The following is a 24,668-nucleotide window of genomic DNA, read 5'->3' as shown; positions in this document are numbered from 1 at the left end:
TCGGACACCGAGTAAACGTTTCGGAACCCCACGAACGTCCGTGCGTATTCCGGCGCGTCGCGCTCGCCGCCCCGTCGCGAAAACTCTAACTCCGGCGGCCGCACACACCCACCCAGTGCCGACGTTCCGCTACCCGTGTCCCGGCTGTCGGACGACCAACAGCCTTCACGACGCCGACTGCGAGTTCGAGGGCGTGAGCTGGCCGACCGTCGAGAAGGCGTACACGGACCTCCTCTCGGTGCTGTCCGCGGAGCCCGACGGCCTCTCGGAGGCGGCGCTGCGGGACGCGATTCCGGCGGACTGGGGCGGGCTCCACAAGGCGGCGCTCGGCGCGCTCCGCCGCGACCAGCGCGTCGTCGAGGACGGCGACCGCCTCCGCCTGCTCACCGCCGCGGAGTTCAAGGAGCTGGTCTCCGAGCCCACCCGCGAGCCAATGCGCACCGTCTACGAGCACGGCTCCGTGCCGGGCTGTCACGACAACGCCGTCTTCGCGATGGTGGCGTGGTACGAGATGGTCGGGCTCTCGTGGCCCGAGACCCGCGAGAACGTGATCGAGTGGCTCCGCGAGTCGGGCGCGTGGGACCGCGGCGGCTTCGAGGAGTCGACCCCCGAAGAACTCGTCGACGCCAAGCGCCACGTGTACGACGAGGGCTACGGCTGGAAGGAGAAGGGCCAGTCGGCGAAGCGCGTCATCGAGCGGCACATCTGAGCGCCCCTCGCGGCCGCCCGCTTAAGTCCCCCCGCACCGTCCCACCGCCGTGGCACACCCGGAAGCCGGTGCGGCGTCGAGCGGGGACGCCGACACCCCCGCCGGCGAGGACGACTCCGACCGACCCCCGGCCGTCGCCAACCCTCGGCGCGCGCTCGCGGTCGTGATCGGCGTCGTGTTCATCGATCTCGTCGGCTTCGGGATCGTGATCCCGATCTTGCCCTTCTACGTGCGGTCGTTCGGCGTCAGCGACGCCTTCATCGGCCTGCTCGCGGCCTCGTACTCGCTCGCGCAGTTCCTCGCGGCGCCCACGCTCGGCCGGCTCTCCGACCGGATCGGGCGCCGGCCCGTCCTCCTCGCGTCGCTCGCGGCCGCCGGCGTCGCGTGGACGGTGTTCGGCTACGCCGGGACGGCGGGGGCGCGGTTCGGCCCCGTCGCGGCGCTCGCGACGCTGTTCGCCTCCCGGACGCTCGCGGGCGCGATGGGCGGCAACATCGCCGCCGCGCAGGCGTACGTCGCCGACATCACGCCCCGGGACCGGCGGGCGGGCGCGCTCGGCCTCGTCGGCGCGTCGTTCGCGCTCGGGTTCGTCTTCGGGCCGGCGATCGGCGGGCTGCTCGCCGCCGACGCCGTCGTCGCCCGCGCCGACGCGCTCCTCCCGGCGTTCGTCCCGGCCACCGCCTACTCCCTCCCGAGCTTCGCGGCGGCGGGGATGAGCTTCCTCGCGGTCCTCGTCGGGTTCGCCTTCCTCGAAGAGCCGACGCGGACGCGACCGGCGGGCGGCGCGGAGGGGTCCCGCGGCCGCCGGACGACTGCGATCGGCCAGTTCCGCGACGCCTTAGCCTCCGCGTCGCTCCGCCCGCTGACGGTCACGTACTTCGTCGTCGCCGTCGCGTTCGCGGGCGTCCAAGTGATGTTCATCCCGTACGTCGCGGACGCGTTCGGCTACGACGCGACGGCCGCGGCGTTCCTCCTCACCTACGTCGGCGTCCTCGGCGCGATCAATCAGGGCGTCCTCGTCGGACGGCTCTCCCGGGTCGTCTCCTCGCGGACGCTCGTCGCGGCCGGATCGGTCGTCCTCGCCGCCGCGCTCGTCGCGATCCCCGCAACCGGCCTCGTCGACCGCGTTGCTGGGGGCGTCGCCCTCGGCGGCCCGGCGTGGCTCACGCTCCCGCTCGTCGCGCTGCTCGCCGCGCTCGCGGCGCTCTCGCTCGGCAACGCCCTCGTCAACGTCTCGCTGGCGACGCTCGTCTCCGCCTCGGCCGACGACGCCGACCAGGGGGCGGCCTTCGGCGTGACCCAGGGCGCGTCGAGCCTCGGACGCACCGTCGGTCCGCCGCTGATGGCGGTGCTGTACACGGTCGCCGTCGCGTCGCCGTTCCTGATCGGCGCGCTGCTGCTCGCGCCCGTTGCGGTCGCGTTTGCCCGGTCGGCCGACTGAGCGCGGGCGGATGACGCCGCCGTCCGCGACAGTTTTACCTCGCGGCTCGCCCTCCGGGCCGACACATGTTCGACGCCGTCCCCGCGTGGCCCGTCGTCGGTTCGTTCGCGGGCGGCGCGGGCGCGGTCTGGCTCGCGTGGGCGATCCGCGAACGCCGCGGTCGCCCCGGCGTCGACTGGTTCCTCGCGGTGTTCGCCGCGCAGGCGACGTGGTGTTTCGCCTACGGGACCGGGCTGCTAGTCGCCGACCCGGCCCTCCGTGCCCTGCTCGAGACGGCGACGTGGCTCGGCATCATCTGGACCGGCGTGACCTTCCTGGGTTTCGCCCTGGAGTACACCGGCCGGAGCGACGTCGTCCGGAGCCGCCTGTTCGCGACGATCGTCGGGTTCGGCCTCCTCTCGACGGCTCTGCTGGTCACGAACTCCCTCCACGGGGCCTTCTGGACCGACTTCGGACGCGCCCCGGCCTTCGGCGTCGAGACCGTCTCGTACGGGTTCGGCCCGTGGGCGTACCTGACGGTCGCCGCGGAGACCGTCCTCGTCGCCAGCGCGGTGTTCCTCCTCGTCGACACCCTCCTGAGCTACGGCCCCCTCTACCGCCGGGAGAGCGCCGCGGTCGCTTTGAGCCCCATTCCGCCGGGGTTCGCCCTGGTCGCGTGGGCGCTGGCGCTCGGGCCGGCCCCGCAGCTCCAGCTCGCGCCGATCATGTTCGTCCCGCACGTGTTCCTCGACGCGTACGCGTTCGACCGCGCGGAGATGTTCGAACGGAACCCGACGACCAGCCGCGCCGCCGAGCGCACCGCCATCGACGACCTCCGCGACCCCATCGTCGCGCTCGGGCTCGACCGTCGCGTCGTCCGGCTCAACCCCGCCGCCGAGGCGGTGTTAGGCGTCGACGCCGAGACCGCCCGCGACCGGCCGCTCGCCGACTTCCTCGACCTCCCGATCGGGGTCGGCGACGGGAGCGCGGACGAACCGAACGGCGGCGAGTCCGGCCACGAGGCGGACGCGAGCGGCGGGTCCCGCGAGACGGTCGAAATCGACGCCCCCGACGGCGCGGGCCGCCGCACGTACGCGGTGTCGGTCTCCCGGCTGACCGACCCGAACGCAACCCACGTCGGCTACACGGTCGTCCTCTCGGACGTCACCGAGCGCGAGCGCCGCCGCCAGCAGCTAGAGGTGCTCAACCGCATCCTGCGCCACAACCTCCGCAACGACGCCGGCGTCGTCCACGGCTACGGCGAGATCCTCCGCGATCGCCTCGACGACCCGGAGCTGGTCCGGATGGCCGACGCCGTCGAGCGCCGCGCGGGCGCGCTGGCCGCGCTCGGCGAGAAAGCTGGAACCGTCGAGCGGCTGCTCGCCGACAACGATCCCGAGGCGACGGACGTCCGCGACCTCTTGGAATCGGTCGTCGGGGACGCCCGCGAGCGCGACGACGCGGCGACGGTCGAACTCGACGTCGAGGTCGCGGCGTCGACCGACGACGCCGGGGACGCCGCCGGAGCGGTCGACTGGACCACGCGCGTCAGGCCCGACGCGCTCCGCGCGGTCGTCGAGAACACCGTGGAGAACGCGCTCGACCACCACGACGGCGAGGGGACCGAGCGCGAGGACGGCGGGACGTGGGTGCGGGTCGCGCTCCGCCGGGAGAGAGACGCCGGCGAGGATGAAGCCACGGGCGACAACCGCTTCGTCCTCACGGTCGAGGACGACGGCCCCGGCATCCCCGACCACGAGGTCGAGGCGGTCGAGTCCGGGCGGGAGACTGCTCTCGAACACGGCTCCGGGCTGGGGCTGTGGGTCGTCGCGTGGGGCGCCGCCGCGGTCGGCGCCGAGGTCGAGTATGAGGATCGAGAACCGCGAGGGACGCGAGTGACGGTGTCGATTCCGGTTGTGGACGATCTATAAGGCGCGCTCCTCGCCGTACGCCTGTGCCTTCAGGCGATCGTAGCGCTCTCGCGAGTCGAGTACCCACTTGTACTCGAAGCCGGGCGGTGGGTTGCCCATCCAGTCGAGGAAAGAGCGGGTCTCTTCGACCCCGAAGCGGATCGTTTCGCGGCCGTACGACGGTGAGAGGCCGACCTCCTCGAATAGGTTTAAAAGGAAATCCTGACGATCGTCTCGGTTTCGTATCCGTATCGATGCTCTGGGTTCGCCGTGTTCCTGAACATCGAGACACCCGTCACAGATGTACCACATCTTCGCGATCCGTGGCGTCAGCGATAGGCTCTCTGGGAACCGCTTCTCTCCGGATCGGTACCATCGACGAAGCGACCGCATGAACGGGTGGGATCGCGATATGACGGTGTACATATCGTGATAGTTCTCAGCCCTCGCATTTGGACTGAACCCCGATTCACGGTTATTCTGTGCCAGTTCCGCTGCCGTCTTTTTTAAGACAACACCGGTACTCAATATCCCCATCTCGTGGTCGAACCACTCCAAAAATTGCTTGTTAACCATCGGGAGACGGAATAGGCCGTGAGAACCGTCGTTCGTCTTTGGAACGGATCCGTCACCCATGAGACAGCCGATGAGGATCTCGCGAAGGTACGTGGGTATCTCGGGGTAGTAACAGCTTCCGCGTGCCCAGTGACTACCGACCCGCTTGAACGACTTTCCGCATCCTGGGCACGTTTCCCTGGGCAATTTACTCGCTCTGAATGCGGGGGGCTAACATATACGTTGCCTGTCCGAGCCCCTCCGCGAACCCGTAGTGGAGCTTGACGGGGAACTCCTCGCCGAGCTCGACGGTGACCTCGGCGTCGGAGGGGATCGCCTTGTTCATGTCCTTCAGGTAGTCGAGGCTGAACAGCGAGTCGGCGGGGCCGGCGGTGAGCGCGATGAGGTCCTCGCGGTCGAGCTTGAGGTTGACGTCGTCGGTGTCGCCCTCGGCCTCGATGAAGAACGCCTCGTCGGTCTCGTCGACGCGGAGGCGGATGTGGTCGGAGACCATGTCTGCGGCCTTGATCCCGCGGTCGAGCTGGGCGCCCTCGACGACGATCTCGGAGGCGAGATCGAGGTCCGGGATGTCCGGCTCTTGGCGGATCGAGTCGGGGTCGATGAGCGCGAGGGTGTAGCTCAGGCCGTCGATCTCGATGTGGAGCTTTCGGGTCTCCTCGTCGAGTTCGAGGTGGATCAGGTCGCCCGAGTTGGCCATGCCGGCGATGTCCTCTAAGCGGGCGAGGTTGACGCCGATGACGCCGCCGTCGGCGTCGTACGACTCGAACGCGGCCGCCTCCAGCGTGAGGTCGACCATGCCGACGTTGGCGGGGTCGACGGCCCGGATGGAGAGCTCCTCCTCGTTCAGGCGGATCTTACACTCGTCGACCAACACGCTCACCGAATCGAGCGCGTCCTGAAACGTCGACGCGCCCACGATGGCCTTGAACATATACGTTCAGCTTGGGCGGTATCACCTAAAAAGGCACCCGATCGGAGCGGCGACCGGCGGCTCAAAGCGTCCGGATGAGACGGGCGACGACGACCGCGAGCGTGACGACGGTTCGCCACGGTCGGAGCCGTTCGAGCCGGTATTCGCGCGCGTCGGATTCGTCCGTCTCGTCGCCCTCGCCGTCCGGTTCGCGGTCGCAGTCGCAGGCCGCGTCGCCGTCGGGCCGGTTGGGCGGCGGGTCGGTGGCGCGGTCCGGTTCCTCCCGCGGGTCCCGGTCGGGCGTCGCCGGCTCGCGGGACGGGTTGGTCGCGTTCTGGTCCGGCGGCTCGTCGCGCTCGGTCGAGTTCGATTCGATGTCGATGCCCTCGGGTGCTGGCAGTGGCTCGTCGAACATATTGTCTCTCGGCCGGGGGAGGCCGTACGCGACGATATGAGGTTAATTTATAAATAAACGAGCCGAACGCAAGGTGGAACTGAAACTCGTCCGGGCCGACGGAGGGATCCGACCGGTCACCGCCCGTCGTTCGTCCCCCTCAAATCAGCGGTTCGACGAGCTCGCGCCCCTCTGCGAGGAGATCGTCGACTGCGCTCTCGGAGTCGGCCTCGGCGTACACCCGCAGCTTTGGCTCGGTACCCGAGGGGCGGACGAGCAGCCACGAGCCGTTCTCCAAGAGGAGCTTGAACCCGTCGAGGGTGACGACCTTCGCGACGGGGGAGCCGCAGACGGACTCCGGGATGTGGTCCTCCAGCTCGTCGAGGACGCCCGCCTTCCGGTCGTCGGGGCAGTCGAGCGACACCTTCCCGGCCGCGATGTGCCCGTGCTCGTCGAGCAGGCGGTCGACGCGTTCGTCGAACGGCTCGGCGGCGTGCGTCGCGGCCGCGAGCAGCGCCATCAGCACGCCGTCCTTCTCGCGGACGTGGCCGCGGAGGGTGAACCCGCCCGACTCCTCGCCGCCGAACAGCGCGTCGTGCTCGCCCATCGCCTCGGCGACCCACTTGAAGCCGACCGGCGTCTCGTACACCTCCTCGCCGTGCGCCTCCGCGATGCGGTCGACGAGGAACGTCGTCGAGACGGTGCGGACCGCCGGTCCGGAGTCGGTCTCTAGGAGGCGGTCGTAGCAGGCGGCGTAGAAGAGGTTCGCGTCGAGGACGCCGCGCTCGGGTGTGACGACCGCGATCCGGTCGGCGTCGCCGTCGTTGGCGATTCCGAGGTCGACGTCGCTGTCGGGGTCCGTGACGCGCTCGGCCAGTTCTTCGAGGTGTTCGGCCGAGGGCTCGGGGGAGTCGCCGCCGAAGGTCACGTCGCGCTCGCAGCGCAGGCGGACGACCTCGGCGCCGGCGGATTCGAGCAGTGCGTCCGTGACGCCGCGCCCGCTCCCGTGCATCGCGTCGTACGCGACGGTGAGTCCGGAGAGGTCGACCTCGTCGCCGCCGTCGCCCCCGGTGCCGGCGACGCGCCCCACGAGGTCGCGGGCCGCGTCGGCGTGGTCGCTCACGAGGTCGACGCGCGAGATCTCGCCGCGCTCCGCTTCGGGCAGGAGGTCGGGCTCTGCGAGCCGGTCGACGACGTCCTCGGTCATATCCGGGAGCGCGGGGGCGCCGTCGCTCGGGATGAACTTCACGCCGTTGTACTCGGGCGGGTTGTGGGAGGCGGTGACCATACACGCGCCGGCGAGCCCGCGATTGACGATGGCGTACGCGATGACGGGCGTCGGCGCGTCGCGCTCGGGGAGGAGTACGTCGAAGCCGTTGCCGGCGAGCACCTCGGCGAGGCTCTCCGCGAACCCCTCCGAGGTCTCGCGGGCGTCGTACCCCACGGCGACCGGTTCGTCGTGGCCCGCCGCGTCGAGGTGGTCGGCGACCGCCTGTCCGACGATCCGCACGCGCTCGTCGGTGAAAGTGTCGAGCGTCGCGCGCCAGCCGTCCGTGCCGAAGGAGATCTGATCCATGTCGACCACGTCGGCGGCGGGGACAATAATGCCCGGTGTCGGTCGCGAGGATTGCGCGAGCAAGCCGCCACCTGCTATTTATAAACGGACTGCGGTGGCGCGTGCCGGTGAGCGGCCGGTAGGCCGCGAGCAGCACGCGCGAGGGACGCGGCGACCGAAGCGAAGCGAGGGAGCCGCGAGGCTGGGGAGGCGTGAGGCTGCGGTGCCGTGCGGGACGGGACTCAAAGGGGCAGCAGGGAGGCGGGCGCAGGCGACACAAGCACCACAGGGAGCGAGTGAAACGAGCGACTGAAGCGCGCAGCGAGCGTGCGCCCGCCTCCCGGCTGGGGCTTTGGCGGTGTTCGCCGCTGATCCACGTCGGTGACTTATAATCCACCGACTGGAATTTAAAAGCACGAAGCGATCCCGAGTGCTGGTAGTAAGCTGACGACAACTGTGATTTCGTCTCTGGATCGCTTCGATCGCCTCCGTTTTTATCATTTGGCTCCCAACCCGGATTATGACCCGAATCGCGGCCGTCTCCGGCAGTCGGAGCGCGGACAGCACCACGCGGGCCGCGCTCCGCGTCGCGCTTCGCGCCGCGGCCGATGCCGGCGCGGAGACCGACCTGATCGATCTCGGCGCCGTCGACCTCCCGCTATACCACCCGGACGAGGACGCGCAGGGCGACAGCGAGGCCCTCAAACGCCGCGTCCGCGAGGCCGACGGCGTCCTCGCCGGCACCCCCGTCTACCGCGGCTCCTACTCGTCGACGTTCAAAAACTTCCACGACTTCTGCGGCTCCGACGAGTACGCGAACACGGCCGTGGGGCTGCTCGCGACCGCGGGCGGCGGCTCCTACGGCGGGACGCTCGAACACCTCCGGTCGACGTTCCGGAACGTCCACGCCTGGACCGTGCCCCACGAGGTCGGGATCCAAGGCGCCTCCTCGAAGATCGAGACGAGCGGAGCCACGGACGCGGCCACCCCGGACGGCGAACCGCGGATCACCGACGAGGACCTCCGCCGCCGCACTGAGCGGCTGGGCCGAGTGGTCCTCGAACACGCCGAACGAATGCGGGAGTGAGGGCGGCGGCGACCGCCGAGCACCGTTCGCGGCCGCAGGCGGCAGGGATTTCCCCCGCGAGCCCGACCCTCCGCCGATGAGTCGCATTCGCCCGGACGAGCTGGACGAGCGCCTCGGGACCGACGACGAGCCGTTCCTGCTGGACATCCGCCCCGCGTCGGACTACGGGAGCGGCGCGATCGAGGGGAGCCGGAACGTCCCCGTCTACGACGACCTCCGGAGCGGCGACGACGCCGCGCTCCGCCGCCAGCTCGACGAGATCCCTGACGACCGCGAGGTCGTCACCGTCTGTAAGATGGGGATCGTCGCCAAGCGCGCGACTCGCGTGCTCGACGAGGCGGGCTACGAGGCGTCGACGCTCGCCGGCGGGATGAGCGGCTGGAACGGGTACGAGCGCGGGTCGCTCGGGTACCGAATTCGGTCGCTGTGGTGGCGGCTGCGCGGGTGACGCGAGGCGCGACGGCGCCGCGGGTGACGCGAGGCTGGCGGCTGCGCGGGTGACGCGAGAACGCGACCCCGCCGCGCGCATGGAGTCGCTCCGCGACCGGGGGCCGCCGACCCGCCGGGCTTTTGCCCGGCTCGCGTCTACGACGCCCATGACCGAACCGGGTGACGACGACCGTGTCCGCTAACCGGAAGGGGGACCGCCGCGAGCGCGAACTGGTGAACGCTTTGGACGACGCGGGGTTCGCCGTGATGCGCGCGCCGGCGAGCGGCTCCGCCACGGAGCGGGAGCTCCCCGACGTGCTCGCGGGCGACGGCGAGACGTTCTACGCCATCGAGGCGAAGTCGAGCGCTGGCGACCCCATCTACCTCACCGGCGAGGAGGTGGAGGCGCTTTTGTTCTTCGCGCGGAACTTCGGCGCGAAGGCCCGGATCGCGGTGCGGTTTGACCGCGAGGACTGGTTCTTCTTCCATCCGGGCGACCTGTACACCACCGACGCGGGCTCGTATCGGGTGAAGAAGGAGAAAGCGCTCGCGGACGGCACCGACTTCCCCGAGTTCGTCGGCGAGACGGAGAAGGTGACGCTCGCGGAGGTCGGCGACGGCGGGACCGGCGACGACGCGGACGCGACCGACCCGGAGACCGAGGAGCGCCGAACGATCTTAGAGGCCGTCCGCGACGGCCACATGCCGGTCGACGACGCGCTCGACGTGCTGTAGCGAGGTCCAAACCCGCTCTGCCGTCCGCCGACCCCCTCGCTTATCCCTCGCGGCACCGAACCCTGCCACGAATGAGCGAGGACTTCGGCCTGCTCGAACCCGCGGACCAGCCCGGCGACGAGTGGGAGCAGCTCGACGTCTCCGACACCGAATCCGACCGGATCGCCCGGCGGCAGGACCGCGAGTTCGACGAGTTCCGCAAGCGGATCAAAGACACCGAGCAGTTCAAGCTGCAGGAGTCGGTGTTCGACGACGCCACGCTCGCGGCCGTCTACAAGCTGGTCCAGGACGGCTACGTCGACGCCTTCGGCGGGCCGGTGTCGACGGGGAAGGAGGCGAGCGTCTTCGAGGCGCTCGGCGGGCAGGCGGGCGAGCGGCCGGAGCCGGGGTCGGAAGCGGCCCGCGGCGGCCCCGAGGGCGTCACGCCCGAGCGCGAGGTCGCGGTGAAGGTGTACCGGATCAACTCCTCGAACTTCCGGCAGATGCGCGACTACCTGGAGGGGGACCCGCGCTTCGACGGGATCGCGAGCGACAAGAAGGCGGTCGTGCTGGCGTGGACCCGCAAGGAGTTCGCGAACCTCGAACGCGCGCGCAAGGCCGGCGTCCGGGTGCCCGAGCCCATCGCGGTCCAGCGCAACGTCCTCGTGATGGAGCTCGTCGGCCACGCCGAGGAGCGCGCCCGCCGGCTGAGCGAGGTCGACGTGGAGAACCCCGAGACTGCCTACGAGGTCGTCCGCGAGTACATGCGCCGGCTGTACGGCGCCGGGCTGATCCACGGCGACCTCTCGGAGTACAACATGATCATCCACGAGGGCGAACTGGTGATCATCGATCTCGGACAGGCGGTGACGGTTCACCACCCGAACGCCGGGGAGTTCCTGGTGCGCGACTGCGAGAACGTGGCGGCCTTTTTCACGCGACAGGGGATCGATGTCGACCCCGACGACCTCCGCGCGTACGTGACGGAACCGGAAGCGGACCCGAGCGGGGAGCCGGGTGGGGAGGCCGACGGGGCTGAAGAGTCCGACGAGGAGTGACTCCGGCGGCGGAGAGCGAAATCCCCGGCGAGAAGAGTCATACTGGCACACACCGCCCGCGGCGGAACACGCTTAAAGGGCTCCACCGGGTACTCCGTGGTATGCAACACGTGACGGTTCCGCAGGACCGGATCGGCGTCGTCATCGGCGCCGGCGGCGAGACGATGCGGGAGATCGAAGAGCGGGCGAACGTGCGGCTCGACATCGACTCGGAGTCGGGGAGCGTCGCCATCGAGGAGCGCGACGACCCCGTGGCGGCGATGGTGGCCCCGGATATCATCAAGGCGATCGGCCGCGGCTTCAAGCCGGAGACCGCGCTGTCGATCCTCGACCACGACCTCCGGACGCTCGATCTGATCGACCTCTCCGAGCACACCCGCAACGACAACGACCTCCAGCGCAAGAAGGGCCGGATCATCGGCGAGAACGGTCGCACGCGGGAGCTCATCGAGGAGCTTTCGGGCGCCAACGTCGTCGTCTACGGGTCGACCGTGGGCGCCGTTGGCCAGCCCGAGGAGCTCGAAGTGGTTCGCCGGGCGGTCGGGATGCTGCTCGACGGCGCCCCGCACGGCGCGGTGTACTCGTACTTGGAGCGCATGTCGAACGAGCTCGACGACGACGTGAGTTTTAACGCACCGCAATAAGTGGAGTTCTGTGCTGGCGTCGCCGCCGTCGTTCGTATATAACTCGTTGTTACTAGCGATGTGGTAAACGCCTCCAAAGCCCCAGCCGCTCGCTTATAAACAGCTGAGAACAGATCCACCGCGAACATCTCCAAAGCCCCAGCCGTGAGGCGGGCGCACGCTCGCTGCGCTCCTCGGTCACTCACTTCGTTCGCTCCCTGTGGTGCTTGCGTCGCCTGCGCCCGCCTCACGGCTGCCCCTTTGAGTCCCGCCCCGCACAGCAACCGCACCTCACACCTCCCCAGCCTCGTCGCTGGCACCCTCCGCTTCGCTCCGGGGCCAGCGACTCCCTCGCGCGTGCGGTTCGCGCCTTGCGGGCGCTCACCGGCACGCGCCACCGCGGTCCGTTTATAAGCAATACACGTCCAGCAGTTGATCTGGAGTTCTATATAAAGGCCCGTGTGAACGCACCGCATGCCGGCCGATACTCCCCCACCGTGTTGCGGTTTCTCACGACCCGAGCGAAGGGTTTATATAGAATCACAAACAATCAATGGTCGTAATGTCACAGCGCCAGCGGATGGGCAATCAGCCCATGATCGTACTTTCCGAGGAGTCGCAGCGAACATCCGGAAAGGACGCTCAGAACATGAATATCACGGCCGGCAAGGCGGTCGCGGAGTCCGTCCGCACCACGCTCGGCCCGAAAGGGATGGACAAGATGCTCGTCGACTCCGGCGGGTCCGTCGTCGTCACGAACGACGGCGTCACCATCCTGAAAGAGATGGACATCGACCACCCGGCGGCCAACATGATCGTCGAGGTCTCCGAGACGCAGGAGGAGGAGGTCGGCGACGGCACCACCTCCGCGGTCGTGGTCGCCGGTGAGCTCCTCGATCAGGCCGAGGAGCTCCTCGACCAGGACATCCACGCGACGACCCTCGCGCAGGGGTACCGTCAGGCCGCCGAGAAGGCCAAGGAGATCCTCGACGAGGAGGCCATCGACGTCTCCGCGGACGACTACGATACGCTCGTCGAGATCGCCGAGACGGCGATGACGGGCAAGGGCGCGGAGAACTCCAAGGACCTCCTCGCCGAGCTCGTCGTCGACGCCGTCCTCGCGGTTCAGGACGACGACGGCATCGACACGGAGAACGTCTCCGTCGAGAAGGTCGTCGGCAGCTCCATCGACGAGTCCGAGCTCGTCGAGGGCGTCATCGTCGACAAGGAGCGCGTCGACGAGAACATGCCCTTCGCTGTCGAGGACGCGAACGTCGCGCTGTTCGACGGCGCCATCGAAGTGAAGGAGACGGAGATCGACGCCGAGGTCAACGTCACGGACCCCGACCAGCTCCAGCAGTTCCTCGACCAGGAGGAGGAGCAGCTCCGCGAGATGGTCGACCACCTCGTCGACATCGGCGCGGACGTCGTCTTCGTCGGTGACGGCATCGACGACATGGCGCAGCACTACCTCGCGCAGGAGGGCATCCTCGCCGTCCGCCGCGCCAAGTCCGGCGACCTCAAACGCCTCGCCCGCGCGACCGGCGGCCGCGTCGTCTCCAACCTCGACGACATCGAGACGGACGACCTCGGCTTCGCCGGCTCCGTCGCCCAGAAGGACATCGGCGGCGACGAGCGCATCTTCGTCGAGGACGTCGAAGAGGCGAAGTCCGTCACGCTCATCCTCCGCGGCGGCACCGAACACGTCGTCGACGAGGTCGAGCGCGCCATCGACGACTCGCTCGGCGTCGTCCGCACGACGCTGCTCGACGGGCAGGTGCTGCCCGGCGGCGGCGCCCCCGAGGCCGAGCTGGCGCTGCAGCTCCGCGACTTCGCCGACTCCGTCGGCGGCCGCGAGCAGCTCGCCGTTGAGGCGTTCGCCGACGCGCTGGAAGTCGTCCCGCGCACCCTCGCCGAGAACGCGGGTCTCGACCCCATCGACTCGCTGGTCGACCTCCGCTCCCGCCACGACGGCGGCGAGTTCGGCGCCGGTCTCGACGCCTACACGGGCGACGTGATCGACATGGAGGCCGAGGGCGTCGTGGAGCCGCTCCGCGTCAAGACCCAGGCCATCGAGTCCGCCACCGAGGCGGCCGTCATGATCCTCCGCATCGACGACGTCATCGCGGCCGGCGACCTCAAGGGCGGCGGCACCGACGACGGCGGCGACGACGGCGGCCCCGGCGGCGCGCCCGGCGGAATGGGCGGCGGCATGGGCGGCATGGGCGGCATGGGCGGCGCGATGTAAGCGAGGTTCTGAAAGAACCTCGATTCCGAGCGGGGAGCGAGCGAGGTCGACCGCAGGGAGACCTCGAAGCGAACGGGGCGCGTCGCCCCGTGAGCGCACGCGACCCGCGAGGTGTGAAGTTCGGCGAGAACTCACACAACCCCCCGATTCCGACCTGACGCCGAACCGCATCGCCTTCCGACCGACCGTCACGTGCCCCTTCGGGCCACGACGACACGCGACTTTTATCGACGACTCGACCCGGGTAGCGTCCCGCTCGTCGCCCGATCGCGTTTCCCGTTTACCCCTACCCCGGACCGCGTTACCGACCCTCACATTCGGCTCGCGCGACACGAGGGTAACACCGGCGTAACCACGGGACGGCGGTGTCCGCGAGCGGTTAAGTGACTCCCGACCCTCCAATCCACGACGAGGTTCTTACGTTCACCATGCCACAGCAGAAGGCCGACTACGCAGACGACACCGAGATCGACGCGGAACTGGACGAGCTTCCCGACGACGCGACCGTCGAGGAGACGGTCGCCAACTTGGAGGAGCGCGGCTTCGACGTGGTCGTCGTCGACGACGCCGACGAGGCGCTGGAGGCCGTGAAGTCCCAGATCCCCGCGGGGGTCTCGGTGATGAACGGGCACTCGACGACGCTCGAAGAGATCGGGTTCGACGAGTTCCTGAGCGGGGGCGACCACGAGTGGGAGAGCCTCCCGGACCAGATCTGGAGCATCGACGACGACGCGGAGCGACAGACCGCGCGGCGCGAGTCGCAGACGGCGGACTACTTCCTCGGCGGCATTAACGCGGTCGCGCAGACGGGCGAGCTCGTCGCCGCCGACCTCTCCGGCAGCCGCATCGGCGCGTACCCGTTCGCCGCGGGCAACGTCGTCATCGTCACCGGAGTCAACAAGATCGTTCCGACGCTCGATGACGCCTTCGACCGGCTGGAGTCGGTCGCGTACCCGCTGGAGAACGAGCGCGCGCAGGAGGCGTACGGCGTCGAGTCCGCGATCGCCAAGCAGCTGGTCTACCGCCGCGAGACCGAGGAGGGCCGGACGACGGTCGTCCTCGTCCGCGAGCAGCTCGGCTACTGAGCGGATCGGCTCACGCTGACGCGACACACGCAGACGCGTCACGCGAGGACACGTCACACGCCGACGCGTCACACGCTTTCTTCCCCCCCTTTCGTCGACCGCGAGCGGCGCCGCTCGCAATTCTGGGTCCCGAACCGCAACCCGTTTTCCCCTCCTCCGAGAACCGCGGCGTAGGTCCCACCATGACGCCCGATCCAGCGGATCTCTCGACGGACGCGTGTACCCTCCCCGACGGACGCACCCTCTCGTACGCGATCGGCGGCGACCCGGACGGCTTCCCGGTCATCGTCCACCACGGCACGCCCGGATCGCGGCTGTTCGGCGCGCTGCTGTCGGCGCTCGCGGCCGAGGTCGGCATTCGAATTCTCGTTCCCGACCGCCCCGGCTACGGCCGTTCCTCGTCGCCGCCGGCGGCCGAGTGGTCGTGGGAGGAGTGGCCGGCCGACCTCGGTGCGCTCCTCGACGCGGAATCGGTCGACCGGGCCGGATCCCTCGGCTTCTCCGGCGGCGGCCCGTTCGCGCTCGCCGCCGCGAGCGACGACCGAGTGACACGAGTCGGCCTGGTGAGCAGCGTCGTCCCCCCGGCCGAGAACGCCCTCGCGACGCTCGCGTCGGTCCCGTTCGCGCTGCGCGCGATGTTCCGAATCTCCGACGTGGTCGCGTCGATCTCCGGACCGAGCACGGTCGTCTCCCAGTACACGGACCGCTCCGTCTCCGACCCGGTCGCCGAGGCGGTGGCGGCCGACTTCCACGAGGCCCTCGCCCCCGGGGCGCGGGCGGTCGAACGCGAGAATCGAGCGTTCGCGAGCGCCCCGCTCGACCCCGACTCGGTCAGTGTCCCGGTCCGCGCCTGGCACGGAACGCGCGACGAGAACACGCCGCTTTCGCCCGTGCGCTCGCTCGTTCAGGAGATGGACGGAACGCTGGAGACCGTCGATGCCGACCACCTCGGCACGCTGCTCGACCGTCGGCGGGCGGCGCTGGAGTGGGCGAGCGGAGCGGAGTGACCGCGGTTTAAATTCGTCTCGCACAGCGCCGCGGCTCGCGATATTGCTCGCGGCGGTGGCAACGGGCCGGGAGGGATCCAGGTGAGCGAAGCAAGCGTGGGTTAGTCGGGCCCGTAACCGAACGAAGTGACGGGAACGGATGCGACGGGATTCGAACCTAAGCCAGAGGTTCCTGCTCGCTTCGCTGCGCGGGCTGCCTCTGGCAGGGTTCGAATCCCTCCCTCGGCACAGCGCCGCCGCTCGCGATATTGCTCGCTGCGAGGACACGGGCCGGGAGGGATTCGAACTACGCCCGGACGTGCTCGCTCACTCCGTTCGCTGCGCACGACCGGTCTCTTCGAATCCCTCTGGCGTTTTCACTGCTCCCGTTGGTCGCAGGAAAACGGGCCGGGAGGGATTCGAACCCCCGACCGTCCGGTTAAAAGCCGGACGCTCTCCCTAACTGAGCTACCGGCCCAGGCGAATCGCAGTAGGGTCAGCCGAGGGATAAACGTTTAGAACCGCGGCAGGGGTCGGCGCCGCCACCCGAAACGGTTTCCCGCCCCCCGCCGTCGCCGCGAGCATGGAGTTCGACATGCGCGCGTTCGCCGCCACCCTCTGCCGGCACCGCTCGACTGCCGGCGAGGAGGCGCCCGCGGCCGCGTTCGTCGCGGAGCGACTCGCCGACCTCGGCTTCGAGACGTACGCCTGGGACGCGGACCCCGCCGTTCTCGCCGACCATCCCTCCTTTCCGGACGACCTCGACGCGGCGGCCGTCGAGGGACGGCGCAGCGTCGCGGGCGTCCTCGAACTGGGCGACGCTGGCGACGGTGACGACGCGGGCGACGCGGTCGGCGAGAACGGCGGCGGCGATCCGGTCCCCACGCTCGTCTTGAACGGCCACCTCGACGTCGTCCCCGCCGAGCCGTCAGAATGGTCGAGCGACCCTTTCGAGCCGGTCTGGCGCGACGGCGCGGACGGAGGCCCGGACGGGGGAACGGGAGCCGACGGCGACAAGTCAGGAGAGACCCTCACCGCCCGCGGCGCGGCCGACATGAAGTGCGGGCTCGCGGCCTGCGTCGGCGCCGCGGTGGCGGTCCGCGAGGGGGTCGCGGACGGCTCGATCGACCTCCCGCCCTCGGGCCTCCGGCTCGTCGTCGAGGCCGTCGCGGGCGAGGAGGACGGCGGCTACGGCGCGGCGACCGCCGCGCTCGCGAACCCGTACCCGTTCGAGCGCGACGCGGCGATCGTCGCGGAGCCGACCGAACTGCGCCCGGTCGTCGCCTGCGAGGGGTCGCTCATGGCCCGGCTGGAGATCGACGGGCGGAGCGCGCACGCGGCCACGCGCTGGCGCGGCGAAGACGTGCTCCCGCGGTTCGAGGCGATCCGGGAGGCGTTCATGGAGTTGGAGGCAGAGCGTAGCGAGTCGGTCGAACACCCCTTATACGGGGAGTTCCCGGTCCCGTGGCCGGTCGTCTGCGGCCGGGTCGAGGCCGGCTCGTGGGCGTCGACGGTCCCGGCGACGCTCGACGCGGAGTTCCGGATCGGCGTGGCGCCCGGTGAGACCGTCGACGAGGTGGAGGCGGCGTTCCGCGAGCGGCTGGAGCGAGTCGTCGCGGACGACCCCTGGCTGCGCGACCATCCGCCTCGGTTCGAGCGGTTCTCGGTCCAGTTCGAGCCCGCGGAGATCGCCGTCGACGAGCCGGTTGTCGAGGCGATCCGCGCCGGCCTCGTCGCAACCGGCCTCCCGGACGTCGAGCCGCGCGGCGCGACCTACGGCGCCGATTCGCGACACTTCGTCGCGGCCGGGATCCCGGCGGTGCTGTTCGGCCCCGGTACCATCGACGAGGCGCACTACCCGGACGAGACGATCGCGTGGAGGGAGGTCGTCCGGGCGCGGGACGCGATCGCGGCCGCCGCGGCGCGGTTCGCGAACGACTACGCGGCGTAGCCGCCGGCGGCTCGGCGGCGGCTCGGCGGCGGCCCGCCGGAGCCGGTCGAGGGGTCGCCGTTCGTCTACCGGTCGTCCGCGAGGTATTCGTCGACCGCGTCGGCGACGATCGCTCCCGGGTCGACGTTCTCCATCGACGCGCGGCGCCGCAGTTCCACGTACGTCTCGGGCGGGAGTTGGACCTGAAGCCGGCCGAGCTCGACGCCCGCGTCGCGGACCGCGGCCTCGATGTCCGCTCCCTCGTTGACCGCGGACGCGACGGCGCGCACCTCGCGGACCGTCAGGTCGCCGTCTATCGCCGCCCACGCGAGCAGGTAGCGGTCCCGCCCGCCGAGCCGCGCGACGTGTTTCGCGGCGCTCGGCGCGATCCGCCCGTTGGCGACCTGCCGGCGGATCGCCTGCGGGAGGTCGTGGACCCGCGCCCACTTGCGGATGAACGCGACGGAGACGTCCTCGCCCGCCCGCTCGGCCGCCTCCTTGTACGAGCCGACGCCGCGGACGAGCGCCGCGCAGGCGGCGGCGCCGCGCAGCATCAGGACGTTGTCGCCGTCGCCGACGTCGCCGGCCGCGAAGCGGGCCACCGTCTCCGCGGCCTCGGCGACGCTGTCGGGGTCGTTCGGGTCGAACCCCACCGCGTCCGCGGCCCGGTCGCCCGTCACCGCCGGGTCCGACCGGACCACCGGCTCGCCGACGGGGGACTGCCGGTCAGCGCGTGACTCCTCGGTCATACACTCCTCTTCGGGGCCGCGGGTATAAACGCCGGGCACCGGGGCGGAATTCGCCCGAGCGCCGGACGGTCCTCGTCGGACGCTCCTCGCCGGCGGTCGGCGCTGGGCGTCTCGCCGGGCTCCTACTTCGCGGTCCGGGGCGCGGCGTCGCCGTCGTCCCCCTCGTCCGCTCCCCTCGCGTACAGGACGTACGAGTACCCGACCGTGATTACGGCGGTCGCGAGCACCGGTCCGACGAGGAAGTAGACGGCGTACTCGCCGGCGAAGAGGCCGGCCACCGCGATCAGCGCCGAGAGCTTGAACAGCCGCGCGCCGAGCGCGTGGGTCCGCTCCCAGACCGCGTCGTCGCTGAGCGTCCAGGGCGTCCGGATCCCGACGAACCAGTTCGGCTCGACGTGCGGGAGCAGCGTCCCGACGTAGTAGAACAGCGCGGCCGCGCCGGCGCCGGCGACCGTCGTCACGTCGACCGCGTAGCCGAGGTTGACGGCGAGCACGGCGAGGTGGAGCGCGACGAGGAACGCCGTGAACACCACGACGAACCGGTCGTAGTGGACCCGGAACGCGGCGATATTTTCGCCAAGGGGGTCGATCCGCGGGAGCAGCGCGAACAACCCGATCAGCCCGGCCGCGAGCCCGGGGACGAGCCACATCCCGGCCGTCCGGGAGAGCGTCCCGGTCGGCTCGCCGGCGGCGTTCCACCGCGTCACCATCCGCGCGGGGAGGTCCGGCGCGACCGCGAGGCTGGCGGCGGCGCCGACGGCGACGAAGAGGGCCGCGACGCCGAACCGGAGCCGCGTGGAGAGTCGGGATTCGGAGGGCATGCGCGTCCAGACGCGCTCCGCGGTGGTAAAAGGTGTTCTCCCGTGAGAGTCTCCCCCGTGGGACGCGGTGCGACGCAACCCTTACGCGTCGTGACCGCCAATCCGCGGGTATGACCGACGAACGCGACGACGACGGCCACGAGTTCTCCTCGGGGCAGGGCGTCGACGCCGACTACGACGCGTTCACGCTGGACCCGCCGGAGCTCGGCGAGGACCCGAGCCGCGTCGACCCCGTCGACTCCCGCGTGCTGACCGAGGAGCTGGACCGCCGGAACATCGGCAGCGAGGACGTCGACGTCGAGCAGCTGATCGACGTCGGCCTCTCGTACATGGGGATCAACCGCTTCGAGGAGGCGACCGAGACGTTCGAGCGCGCCGCCAACTTCGCCGAGGAGGACTCGCTTGAGGCTCAGGAGGCGTGGGTGAACAAGGGCGCCGCCCACGCGCAGTTAGAGGAGTTCGACCAGGCGATCGGCGCCTACAAGGAGGCGCTGCGAATCGACGAGGAGTCCGAGCACGCCGCGACCGCGGAGACCAACCTCGCGTACGCGCTCTGGGAGTCCGGGCAGGGCGAGCAGGCCCTCGAACACGCCGAGCGCGCCGTCGAGACCGACCCCCGCTTCGCGGAAGCGTGGTACAACCGCGGGTTCCTGCTGGTCGAGCGCGGGCTCGCCGAGGACGCGGTCTCCTGTTTCGACAACGCGATCCGGCTCGGCTACCGCGACGCGGGCGTCTTAGAGGAGAAGGCGCGGGCGCTCGAAGAGGCCGGCGAGCACGAGCAGGCCGAGGAGGTCGCCGATCAGGCCGAGGAGCTCCGCCGCGAGACCGAAGAACAGATGATCGAAGAGCAGACCGGCCAGGCGCCCGGGCCGGGCGGGCACCCGCCGCAGGGCGGTCGCGGCGGGCAGGGCGGTGCCGGCGGCCCCGGTGGCCAGCCCGGCGGTCGCGGCGGGCGGGGCGGTGCCGGCGGCGGACAGGGCGGCCGCACCGGGCAGGACGGCGAGGCTGAGGGCCCGGAGCGAGAGCTTCAGGGCGAGGGTCCCGAGGGCTTCTGAATGCTCCTGCGCGAGCGCGAGACCGCCGAGGGACGGCTCGTCTCCGTCTGCGACCCCGACTGCCTCGGCGAGACGTACGACAACGGGCGCGCGACGCTCACCGTCAGCGAGGCGTTCTACGGCGGCGACGACGCCGTCGAGGCGACCGCCGAAGAGGTGGTCGCGGGGCTCCAGCGCGCGCAGGTCGCGAACATCGTCGGCACCGAGGCGGTCGGCGTCGCGGTCGAGGCCGGCCTCGTCGACGAGGAGACGGTCCTGGAGTTCGACGGGACGCGGCACGCGCAGCTGCTCTGGCTGTGAGCGCGGTGCGGCGCCTCCTTCGATTTCGCCGGATTCCGAACCGGCTAAGGGCGCGCGCGACGAGGCGAACCCGATGAGACGACTCACGCGGAGCGAACTGGCGTCGCGGGTGGGGCCGCGGCCGCCCTCGGACGCCTTCTGGCGGCGCGCGATCGACCGGGGAGCGGCCGCGCTCGCCGTCGGCGCGGACGCGGTCGGCGGTGAGGCGGAGAGCGATGAAACCAACGGGGACGAACCGACCGAACCGCTCGCCACTGGCGACATCATCGACGTTGGCGACCGCGCGTTCGTCGTCGTCGGCGCGGAGCGGACGGAGCGTGGTGGGCGGATCTACCGAATCGAACTCGTCGCCGACCGCGACGAGAGCTGAATCAGGGTTGGCTGGCCGGCTTAGAGGTCCGCCACGTCCTCGATGGCGTCGGTGAGCTCCTTTACGCTCTCGACGGTGTGCTCGCCCATGTGGCCGATCCGGAACGTCTCCTCGCCGAGGTCGCCGTAGCCGTTCGAGAAGGCCATGTCGTACTCCTCGTTCACTTCCTCGATGGTCGCGCTCACGTCGATCCCCTGCGTGTTCTCGATGCAGGCGACGGTCTGCGACTCGTAGCCCTCCTCGGGGAACATCGCGAAGTGTTCGTCGGCCCAGTCGTGGACGTACTCCATCATCTCGCGGTGGCGCTCGTCGCGGGCGCGGTGGCCCTCCTCGAGCATGTGTTTCATCTGCTGGCGGTACGCCAACATGATCGGGATCGCGGGCGTCGAGTGGGTCTGGCCCTTCCGGTCGTAGTAGTCGATCGTGCGGCGGAAGCCGCCGTACCACGAGGAGTCGCCCTTCTCGACCTCGCGGTCGTAGGCGTCGTCGCTGACGACGCAGACGGCGAGTCCGGGCGGCATCGCGAACGCCTTCTGGGTGGACGCGAAGATCGCGTCGATCCCGTGGGCGTCGATGTCGACGTAGTCGCCGCCGAGCGAGGAGACGGCGTCGACGGCGAAGTAGGTGTCCGGATATTCTTTGAGGACGTCGCCGATCTCCTCGATCGGGTTGCGGACGCCGGTCGAGGACTCGTTCATGACGCCCGCGACCATGTCGTACTCCGCGTCGGCGGCCTCGACCGCCTCGCGGACGTCCTCCGGCTTGACCGCCTCGCCCCACTCGTACTCCAGGCGGTCGACGTCCTTGCCGAGGCGCTCGGCGACGTTGGCGTAGCGCTCGCTGAAGGCGCCGCAGGTCGGGACGAGGACGCGCTCGTCGACGAGGTTCAGCGTCGTCGCCTCCCAGAACTCCGTGCCGGAGCCGGTGAGGATCACGACCTCGTTGTCGGTGCCGAGGAACTCCTTCGTGTCCTCCACGATGGTGGTGTAGAGGTCGGTCATCCGGTCCATCCGGTGGCCGAACGTCGACTCCGTCATCGCCTCGATGACGTCGTCGCGGACCTCGGTCGGGCCGGGGATGTACAGCGTCTTGTCGTCGTAGTCGTCGCGGTATTCGCGTTTCTTCGTCACGGGATCCACCTGTTGGATCGTACCGGGACGCGTGAGGGTATGGACCTTGTGTTCCGTTCAAAAGGCGCGACCCGCGATCGACTTCGCCCACGGAAACGGCGGTATCGCCGGGATCAAACGCCTTTATAGGAACGGAGATAAGAAAGAGCGTATGACACACGCCCGAAGAGTTACAACCGTCCGAGGTGGCCCGCCGTGAGCGGCGACGAGGAGCTCGCGAAGGACCTGGGCCCGCTCGCGGCGCTCACCATCGGGATCGGGACGATGATCGGCGCCGGGATCTTCGTGCTCCCCGGCACCGCTGTCGCCCGGGCCGGGCCGCTCGCGGCGTTCACCTTCGTCCTCGGCGGCGTGATCGCCTTATTCACCGCGCTGTCGGCCTCCGAGCTGGGGACGGCGATGCCGAAGTCCGGCGGGGCGTACTTCTACGTTAACCGCGCGCTCGGGCCGATGTTCGGCTCCGTCGCGGGGTGGGCGAACTGGCTCGGCCTCGCGTTCGCCTCCGCCTTCTACATGTACGGCTTCGGCGAGTACGTCAACGCCCTCGTCGGGCTCGGTCCGGTCGGCCTCGGCCCGCTGACGCTCGAAGCGGCGCAGGTGATCGGCCTCGCGGGCGCGCTGCTTTTCATCGCGGTCAACTACTTCGGCGCGAAGGAGACGGGCGGGCTCCAGATCGTCATCGTGATGTCGCTTCTGGGCATCCTCGCCGTCTTCACCGTCGTCGGTCTGCTGAACGCCGAGATGTCGTCGCTTCGACCGCTCGCGCCGCCGGGCACGGTGAGCGAGGTGTTACCGGTGACCGGGATCATCTTCGTCTCGTATCTCGGCTTCGTCCAGATCACCTCGGTCGCCGAGGAGATCAAAAATCCCGGGCGGAACCTCCCGCTCGCGGTCCTCGGTTCGGTCGTCATCGTCACGGTCGTGTACGCGATGTTCCTCCTCGTGCTGCTCGCGGCGGTGCCGAACGACCTCGTCGCGAACAACGAGACCGCGGTCGTCGACGCCGCTCGGCTCCTGTTCGGGCAGTACGAGGTGTTCGGCTACTCGCTGGGCGCCGTCGGCGCCGGCATGCTGCTGATCGGCGGGCTGCTCGCGACCGCCTCGTCGGCGAACGCGTCGATCCTCTCGTCGTCGCGGATCAACTTCGCGATGGGCCGCGAGAAGATCGTCACCCCGAAGCTCAACGAGATCCACGAGCGGTTCGGAACTCCTTATAAATCGATCGCGCTCACCGGCGCGCTCATCCTCGTCTTCCTCGTCGCCGGCGGCGTCGAGTCGCTGTCGACGATGGGCTCCGTCCTCCACCTCATCGTCTACGGGCTGCTCAACATCGCGCTGATCGTGATGCGCGAGTCGGAGGTCGAGGGGTACGACCCCGACTTCGAGGTCCCCTTCTACCCGTTCGTCCCGATCATCGGCACGATATCGTCGTTCGCGCTGATCATCTACATCGAGCCGACGATCATCCTGATCTCGTTCGGGCTCGTCGTCTTCGCGGTCCTCTGGTACCTGCTGTACGCCCGCGGGAAGGTGGAGTCCCGCGGCGTGCTCGGGACGTGGATCCTCGACCGCTCCGACGAACTGCCCGAGCAGGCCGTCTCGGCGGCGACGTCGGTCCAGCCGAGCGGCGGCGACTACCGGGTGATGGTGCCGCTCGCGAACCCCAAGACCGAGGAACACCTGATCACGCTCGCGTCCGCCATCGCCAAACAGCGGAACGGGACCGTCGTCGCGGTCAACATCGCGAACGTCCCCGACCAGACCTCGCTGGAGGCCGCGCGGGACCGCGGCGCCCACGAGGCGGCCCACGGCCTCCTCGATCAGGCCCGCGAGGACGCCGAGACGTTCGGCGTCGACGTGGAGACCCACGTCGTGCTCTCGCACCGCGTGTTCGAGGAGGTGTTCGACGCCGCGCGCACCTACGGCGCCGACATGACCGTGATGGGCTGGGGCGAGGACTCCCACGGGGCGCCCGGGCGCGCCGAGTCCGCCGTCGACGAGCTGGCGTACTCGCTCCCCTCGGACTTCCTCGTGTTCCGCGACCGCGGGTTCGACGCCTCGCGCATCCTCGTGCCGACCGCGGGCGGTCCGGCCTCGGACCTCTCCGGCGCCGTCGCGAAGATGCTCCAGACCGAGTTCGACGGCGAGGTCACGCTGCTGCACGTCGCCGAGGACGGCGAGGAGGAGTCCGGCCGCGCGTTCCTCGCCGAGTGGGCCGACGCGCACGACCTCTCGGACGCGACGCTCCGGATCGAGACGGGCGACGTCGAGAACAGCATCGAGCGCGCCGCCCGCGACGCGACGATGCTCATCATCGGCGCCACGGAGAAGGGGCTGCTCTCGCGGCTGGTCGGCGGCTCGCTTGTCCTCCAAGTGCTCGAAGACGTCGAGTGTTCCGTGCTGCTCGCCGAGCGGAAGAGCGAGCGCGGGTTCCTCGACCGCCTGTTCGGCAGCGGCGCGCGGTCGAACGACGTGACCGACACGGCTCCGACGCCCGCCGAGACCGGCGTCGAGCCGGAGCCCACGACACCCGAGATTGACGAGGGATCGGGGTCGGGAGAGGAGTCGGGCGCGGACGAGAAGTCGAACTGACGCAGCGGTTTTCCTTT

General features: G+C 70.1%; 23 protein-coding genes and 1 tRNA gene. 16 read left to right on the top strand and 8 right to left on the bottom strand.

Going from position 1 to position 24,668, the window contains the following annotated elements:
* Positions 1-115: 115 nt before the first annotated feature.
* The 3 genes from ACOZ35_RS11745 to ACOZ35_RS11735 all read left to right on the top strand — a co-directional run bounded on the left by ACOZ35_RS11745 (position 116) and on the right by ACOZ35_RS11735 (position 4,060).
* Positions 116-709: a DUF7474 family protein gene (locus tag ACOZ35_RS11745; protein ID WP_008585365.1), complete on the top strand. Its 594-nt coding sequence runs from the start codon at positions 116-118 to the stop codon at positions 707-709.
* Positions 710-758: 49 nt separating this feature from the next.
* Complete coding sequence (locus ACOZ35_RS11740) at positions 759-2,150, top strand: MFS transporter (RefSeq protein WP_424013762.1); 1,392 nt, start codon at positions 759-761, stop codon at positions 2,148-2,150.
* 65 nt (positions 2,151-2,215) lie between these two features.
* Positions 2,216-4,060, top strand: a complete 1,845-nt coding sequence (locus ACOZ35_RS11735) for a histidine kinase N-terminal 7TM domain-containing protein (RefSeq protein ID WP_424013761.1) — start codon at positions 2,216-2,218, stop codon at positions 4,058-4,060.
* On the opposite strand, the gene ACOZ35_RS11730 is transcribed toward ACOZ35_RS11735, so the two are convergent.
* From ACOZ35_RS11730 to ACOZ35_RS11715, 4 genes are all read right to left on the bottom strand, one after another.
* On the bottom strand, positions 4,055-4,801 hold the full coding sequence (locus ACOZ35_RS11730) for a hypothetical protein (protein ID WP_424013760.1): 747 nt from the start codon (positions 4,799-4,801) through the stop codon (positions 4,055-4,057). The genes ACOZ35_RS11735 and ACOZ35_RS11730 overlap by 6 nt on opposite strands.
* 1 nt (position 4,802) lies before the next feature.
* Positions 4,803-5,546, bottom strand: a complete 744-nt coding sequence (locus tag ACOZ35_RS11725; RefSeq protein WP_049932029.1) for a DNA polymerase sliding clamp — start codon at positions 5,544-5,546, stop codon at positions 4,803-4,805.
* A 61-nt stretch (positions 5,547-5,607) separates the two neighbouring features.
* A complete protein-coding gene (locus ACOZ35_RS11720) occupies positions 5,608-5,940 on the bottom strand; it encodes a hypothetical protein (protein WP_424013759.1) in 333 nt (110 codons plus the stop codon).
* 139 nt (positions 5,941-6,079) lie between these two features.
* The gene (locus tag ACOZ35_RS11715; RefSeq protein WP_424013758.1) at positions 6,080-7,495 is read right to left on the bottom strand and encodes a phosphoglucomutase/phosphomannomutase family protein; all 1,416 of its coding nucleotides are present in this window, start codon (positions 7,493-7,495) and stop codon (positions 6,080-6,082) included.
* Between the two features lie 499 nt (positions 7,496-7,994).
* Here ACOZ35_RS11715 and ACOZ35_RS11710 point away from each other — a divergent pair, with 499 nt between their 5' ends.
* The 8 genes from ACOZ35_RS11710 to ACOZ35_RS11675 all read left to right on the top strand — a co-directional run bounded on the left by ACOZ35_RS11710 (position 7,995) and on the right by ACOZ35_RS11675 (position 15,725).
* Positions 7,995-8,561, top strand: coding sequence for an NADPH-dependent FMN reductase (locus tag ACOZ35_RS11710; protein ID WP_424013757.1), 567 nt, complete (start codon positions 7,995-7,997; stop codon positions 8,559-8,561).
* Between the two features lie 76 nt (positions 8,562-8,637).
* Positions 8,638-9,009: a rhodanese-like domain-containing protein gene (locus ACOZ35_RS11705; protein WP_424013756.1), complete on the top strand. Its 372-nt coding sequence runs from the start codon at positions 8,638-8,640 to the stop codon at positions 9,007-9,009.
* Positions 9,010-9,170: 161 nt separating this feature from the next.
* Complete coding sequence (gene hjc / locus ACOZ35_RS11700) at positions 9,171-9,725, top strand: Holliday junction resolvase Hjc (protein WP_424013755.1); 555 nt, start codon at positions 9,171-9,173, stop codon at positions 9,723-9,725.
* Between the two features lie 71 nt (positions 9,726-9,796).
* Positions 9,797-10,762 (top strand): serine/threonine-protein kinase Rio1, encoded by a 966-nt coding sequence (gene rio1, locus ACOZ35_RS11695; RefSeq protein ID WP_424013754.1) that lies wholly within the window; start codon positions 9,797-9,799, stop codon positions 10,760-10,762.
* 101 nt (positions 10,763-10,863) lie between these two features.
* Entirely contained in the window at positions 10,864-11,406 is a 543-nt protein-coding gene (locus tag ACOZ35_RS11690; protein ID WP_017343573.1) for a KH domain-containing protein, read from the top strand.
* Positions 11,407-11,980: 574 nt separating this feature from the next.
* Entirely contained in the window at positions 11,981-13,633 is a 1,653-nt protein-coding gene (gene thsA, locus ACOZ35_RS11685; protein ID WP_424016062.1) for a thermosome subunit alpha, read from the top strand.
* Positions 13,634-14,061: 428 nt separating this feature from the next.
* Complete coding sequence (locus ACOZ35_RS11680) at positions 14,062-14,718, top strand: lactate utilization protein (protein WP_424013753.1); 657 nt, start codon at positions 14,062-14,064, stop codon at positions 14,716-14,718.
* A gap of 182 nt (positions 14,719-14,900) precedes the next feature.
* The gene (locus ACOZ35_RS11675; RefSeq protein ID WP_424013752.1) at positions 14,901-15,725 is read left to right on the top strand and encodes an alpha/beta fold hydrolase; all 825 of its coding nucleotides are present in this window, start codon (positions 14,901-14,903) and stop codon (positions 15,723-15,725) included.
* Positions 15,726-16,108: 383 nt separating this feature from the next.
* On the opposite strand, the gene ACOZ35_RS11670 is transcribed toward ACOZ35_RS11675, so the two are convergent.
* Positions 16,109-16,182 (bottom strand) — tRNA-Lys (locus ACOZ35_RS11670).
* A gap of 105 nt (positions 16,183-16,287) precedes the next feature.
* On the opposite strand from ACOZ35_RS11670, the gene ACOZ35_RS11665 reads away from it, so the two are divergent.
* Positions 16,288-17,655 (top strand): M20/M25/M40 family metallo-hydrolase, encoded by a 1,368-nt coding sequence (locus ACOZ35_RS11665; protein ID WP_424013751.1) that lies wholly within the window; start codon positions 16,288-16,290, stop codon positions 17,653-17,655.
* 65 nt (positions 17,656-17,720) lie between these two features.
* Here ACOZ35_RS11665 and ACOZ35_RS11660 read toward each other — a convergent pair whose 3' ends face one another.
* Both ACOZ35_RS11660 and ACOZ35_RS11655 read right to left on the bottom strand, forming a co-directional pair.
* Positions 17,721-18,383, bottom strand: a complete 663-nt coding sequence (locus ACOZ35_RS11660) for a DUF7119 family protein (protein WP_424013750.1) — start codon at positions 18,381-18,383, stop codon at positions 17,721-17,723.
* A 122-nt stretch (positions 18,384-18,505) separates the two neighbouring features.
* Complete coding sequence (locus ACOZ35_RS11655; RefSeq protein WP_424013749.1) at positions 18,506-19,204, bottom strand: SdpI family protein; 699 nt, start codon at positions 19,202-19,204, stop codon at positions 18,506-18,508.
* A gap of 110 nt (positions 19,205-19,314) precedes the next feature.
* Here ACOZ35_RS11655 and ACOZ35_RS11650 point away from each other — a divergent pair, with 110 nt between their 5' ends.
* The 3 genes from ACOZ35_RS11650 (at position 19,315) to ACOZ35_RS11640 (ending at position 20,929) form a co-directional block, all read left to right on the top strand.
* Positions 19,315-20,259 carry a tetratricopeptide repeat protein gene (locus tag ACOZ35_RS11650; RefSeq protein WP_424013748.1) on the top strand — a complete coding sequence of 315 codons (945 nt, stop codon included), beginning with the start codon at positions 19,315-19,317 and terminating at the stop codon, positions 20,257-20,259.
* Entirely contained in the window at positions 20,260-20,559 is a 300-nt protein-coding gene (locus ACOZ35_RS11645; protein ID WP_424013747.1) for a DUF424 domain-containing protein, read from the top strand.
* A 73-nt stretch (positions 20,560-20,632) separates the two neighbouring features.
* Positions 20,633-20,929, top strand: coding sequence for a hypothetical protein (locus tag ACOZ35_RS11640; protein ID WP_424013746.1), 297 nt, complete (start codon positions 20,633-20,635; stop codon positions 20,927-20,929).
* Between the two features lie 20 nt (positions 20,930-20,949).
* Here the strand turns inward: ACOZ35_RS11640 and ACOZ35_RS11635 are convergent, their stop codons facing one another.
* Positions 20,950-22,059 (bottom strand): pyridoxal-phosphate-dependent aminotransferase family protein, encoded by a 1,110-nt coding sequence (locus ACOZ35_RS11635; RefSeq protein WP_424013745.1) that lies wholly within the window; start codon positions 22,057-22,059, stop codon positions 20,950-20,952.
* Positions 22,060-22,254: 195 nt separating this feature from the next.
* Here ACOZ35_RS11635 and ACOZ35_RS11630 point away from each other — a divergent pair, with 195 nt between their 5' ends.
* Positions 22,255-24,651, top strand: coding sequence for an amino acid permease (locus tag ACOZ35_RS11630; protein WP_424013744.1), 2,397 nt, complete (start codon positions 22,255-22,257; stop codon positions 24,649-24,651).
* The last annotated feature ends 17 nt before the right edge of the window (positions 24,652-24,668 follow it).

The organism is Halorubrum xinjiangense (genome assembly GCF_049604745.1).
GTDB classification, from domain to species: Archaea; Halobacteriota; Halobacteria; order Halobacteriales; family Haloferacaceae; genus Halorubrum; species Halorubrum xinjiangense_A.
Note: the sequence above shows the minus strand (reverse complement) of the source record. Positions and strands in the feature narration are given on the sequence as shown.

Coding starts and splice junctions, on each gene's coding strand:
- ACOZ35_RS11705 (WP_424013756.1), top strand. CDS start 8,638: ATGAGTCGCATTCGCCCGGACGAGCTGGACGAGCGCCTCGGGACCGAC.
- ACOZ35_RS11725 (WP_049932029.1), bottom strand. CDS start 5,546: ATGTTCAAGGCCATCGTGGGCGCGTCGACGTTTCAGGACGCGCTCGAT.
- ACOZ35_RS11655 (WP_424013749.1), bottom strand. CDS start 19,204: ATGCCCTCCGAATCCCGACTCTCCACGCGGCTCCGGTTCGGCGTCGCG.
- ACOZ35_RS11650 (WP_424013748.1), top strand. CDS start 19,315: ATGACCGACGAACGCGACGACGACGGCCACGAGTTCTCCTCGGGGCAG.
- ACOZ35_RS11710 (WP_424013757.1), top strand. CDS start 7,995: ATGACCCGAATCGCGGCCGTCTCCGGCAGTCGGAGCGCGGACAGCACC.
- rio1 (WP_424013754.1), top strand. CDS start 9,797: ATGAGCGAGGACTTCGGCCTGCTCGAACCCGCGGACCAGCCCGGCGAC.
- ACOZ35_RS11660 (WP_424013750.1), bottom strand. CDS start 18,383: ATGACCGAGGAGTCACGCGCTGACCGGCAGTCCCCCGTCGGCGAGCCG.
- ACOZ35_RS11720 (WP_424013759.1), bottom strand. CDS start 5,940: ATGTTCGACGAGCCACTGCCAGCACCCGAGGGCATCGACATCGAATCG.
- thsA (WP_424016062.1), top strand. CDS start 11,981: ATGATCGTACTTTCCGAGGAGTCGCAGCGAACATCCGGAAAGGACGCT.
- ACOZ35_RS11735 (WP_424013761.1), top strand. CDS start 2,216: ATGTTCGACGCCGTCCCCGCGTGGCCCGTCGTCGGTTCGTTCGCGGGC.
- ACOZ35_RS11680 (WP_424013753.1), top strand. CDS start 14,062: ATGCCACAGCAGAAGGCCGACTACGCAGACGACACCGAGATCGACGCG.
- ACOZ35_RS11665 (WP_424013751.1), top strand. CDS start 16,288: ATGGAGTTCGACATGCGCGCGTTCGCCGCCACCCTCTGCCGGCACCGC.
- ACOZ35_RS11645 (WP_424013747.1), top strand. CDS start 20,260: ATGCTCCTGCGCGAGCGCGAGACCGCCGAGGGACGGCTCGTCTCCGTC.
- ACOZ35_RS11640 (WP_424013746.1), top strand. CDS start 20,633: ATGAGACGACTCACGCGGAGCGAACTGGCGTCGCGGGTGGGGCCGCGG.
- ACOZ35_RS11675 (WP_424013752.1), top strand. CDS start 14,901: ATGACGCCCGATCCAGCGGATCTCTCGACGGACGCGTGTACCCTCCCC.
- ACOZ35_RS11715 (WP_424013758.1), bottom strand. CDS start 7,495: ATGGATCAGATCTCCTTCGGCACGGACGGCTGGCGCGCGACGCTCGAC.
- ACOZ35_RS11690 (WP_017343573.1), top strand. CDS start 10,864: ATGCAACACGTGACGGTTCCGCAGGACCGGATCGGCGTCGTCATCGGC.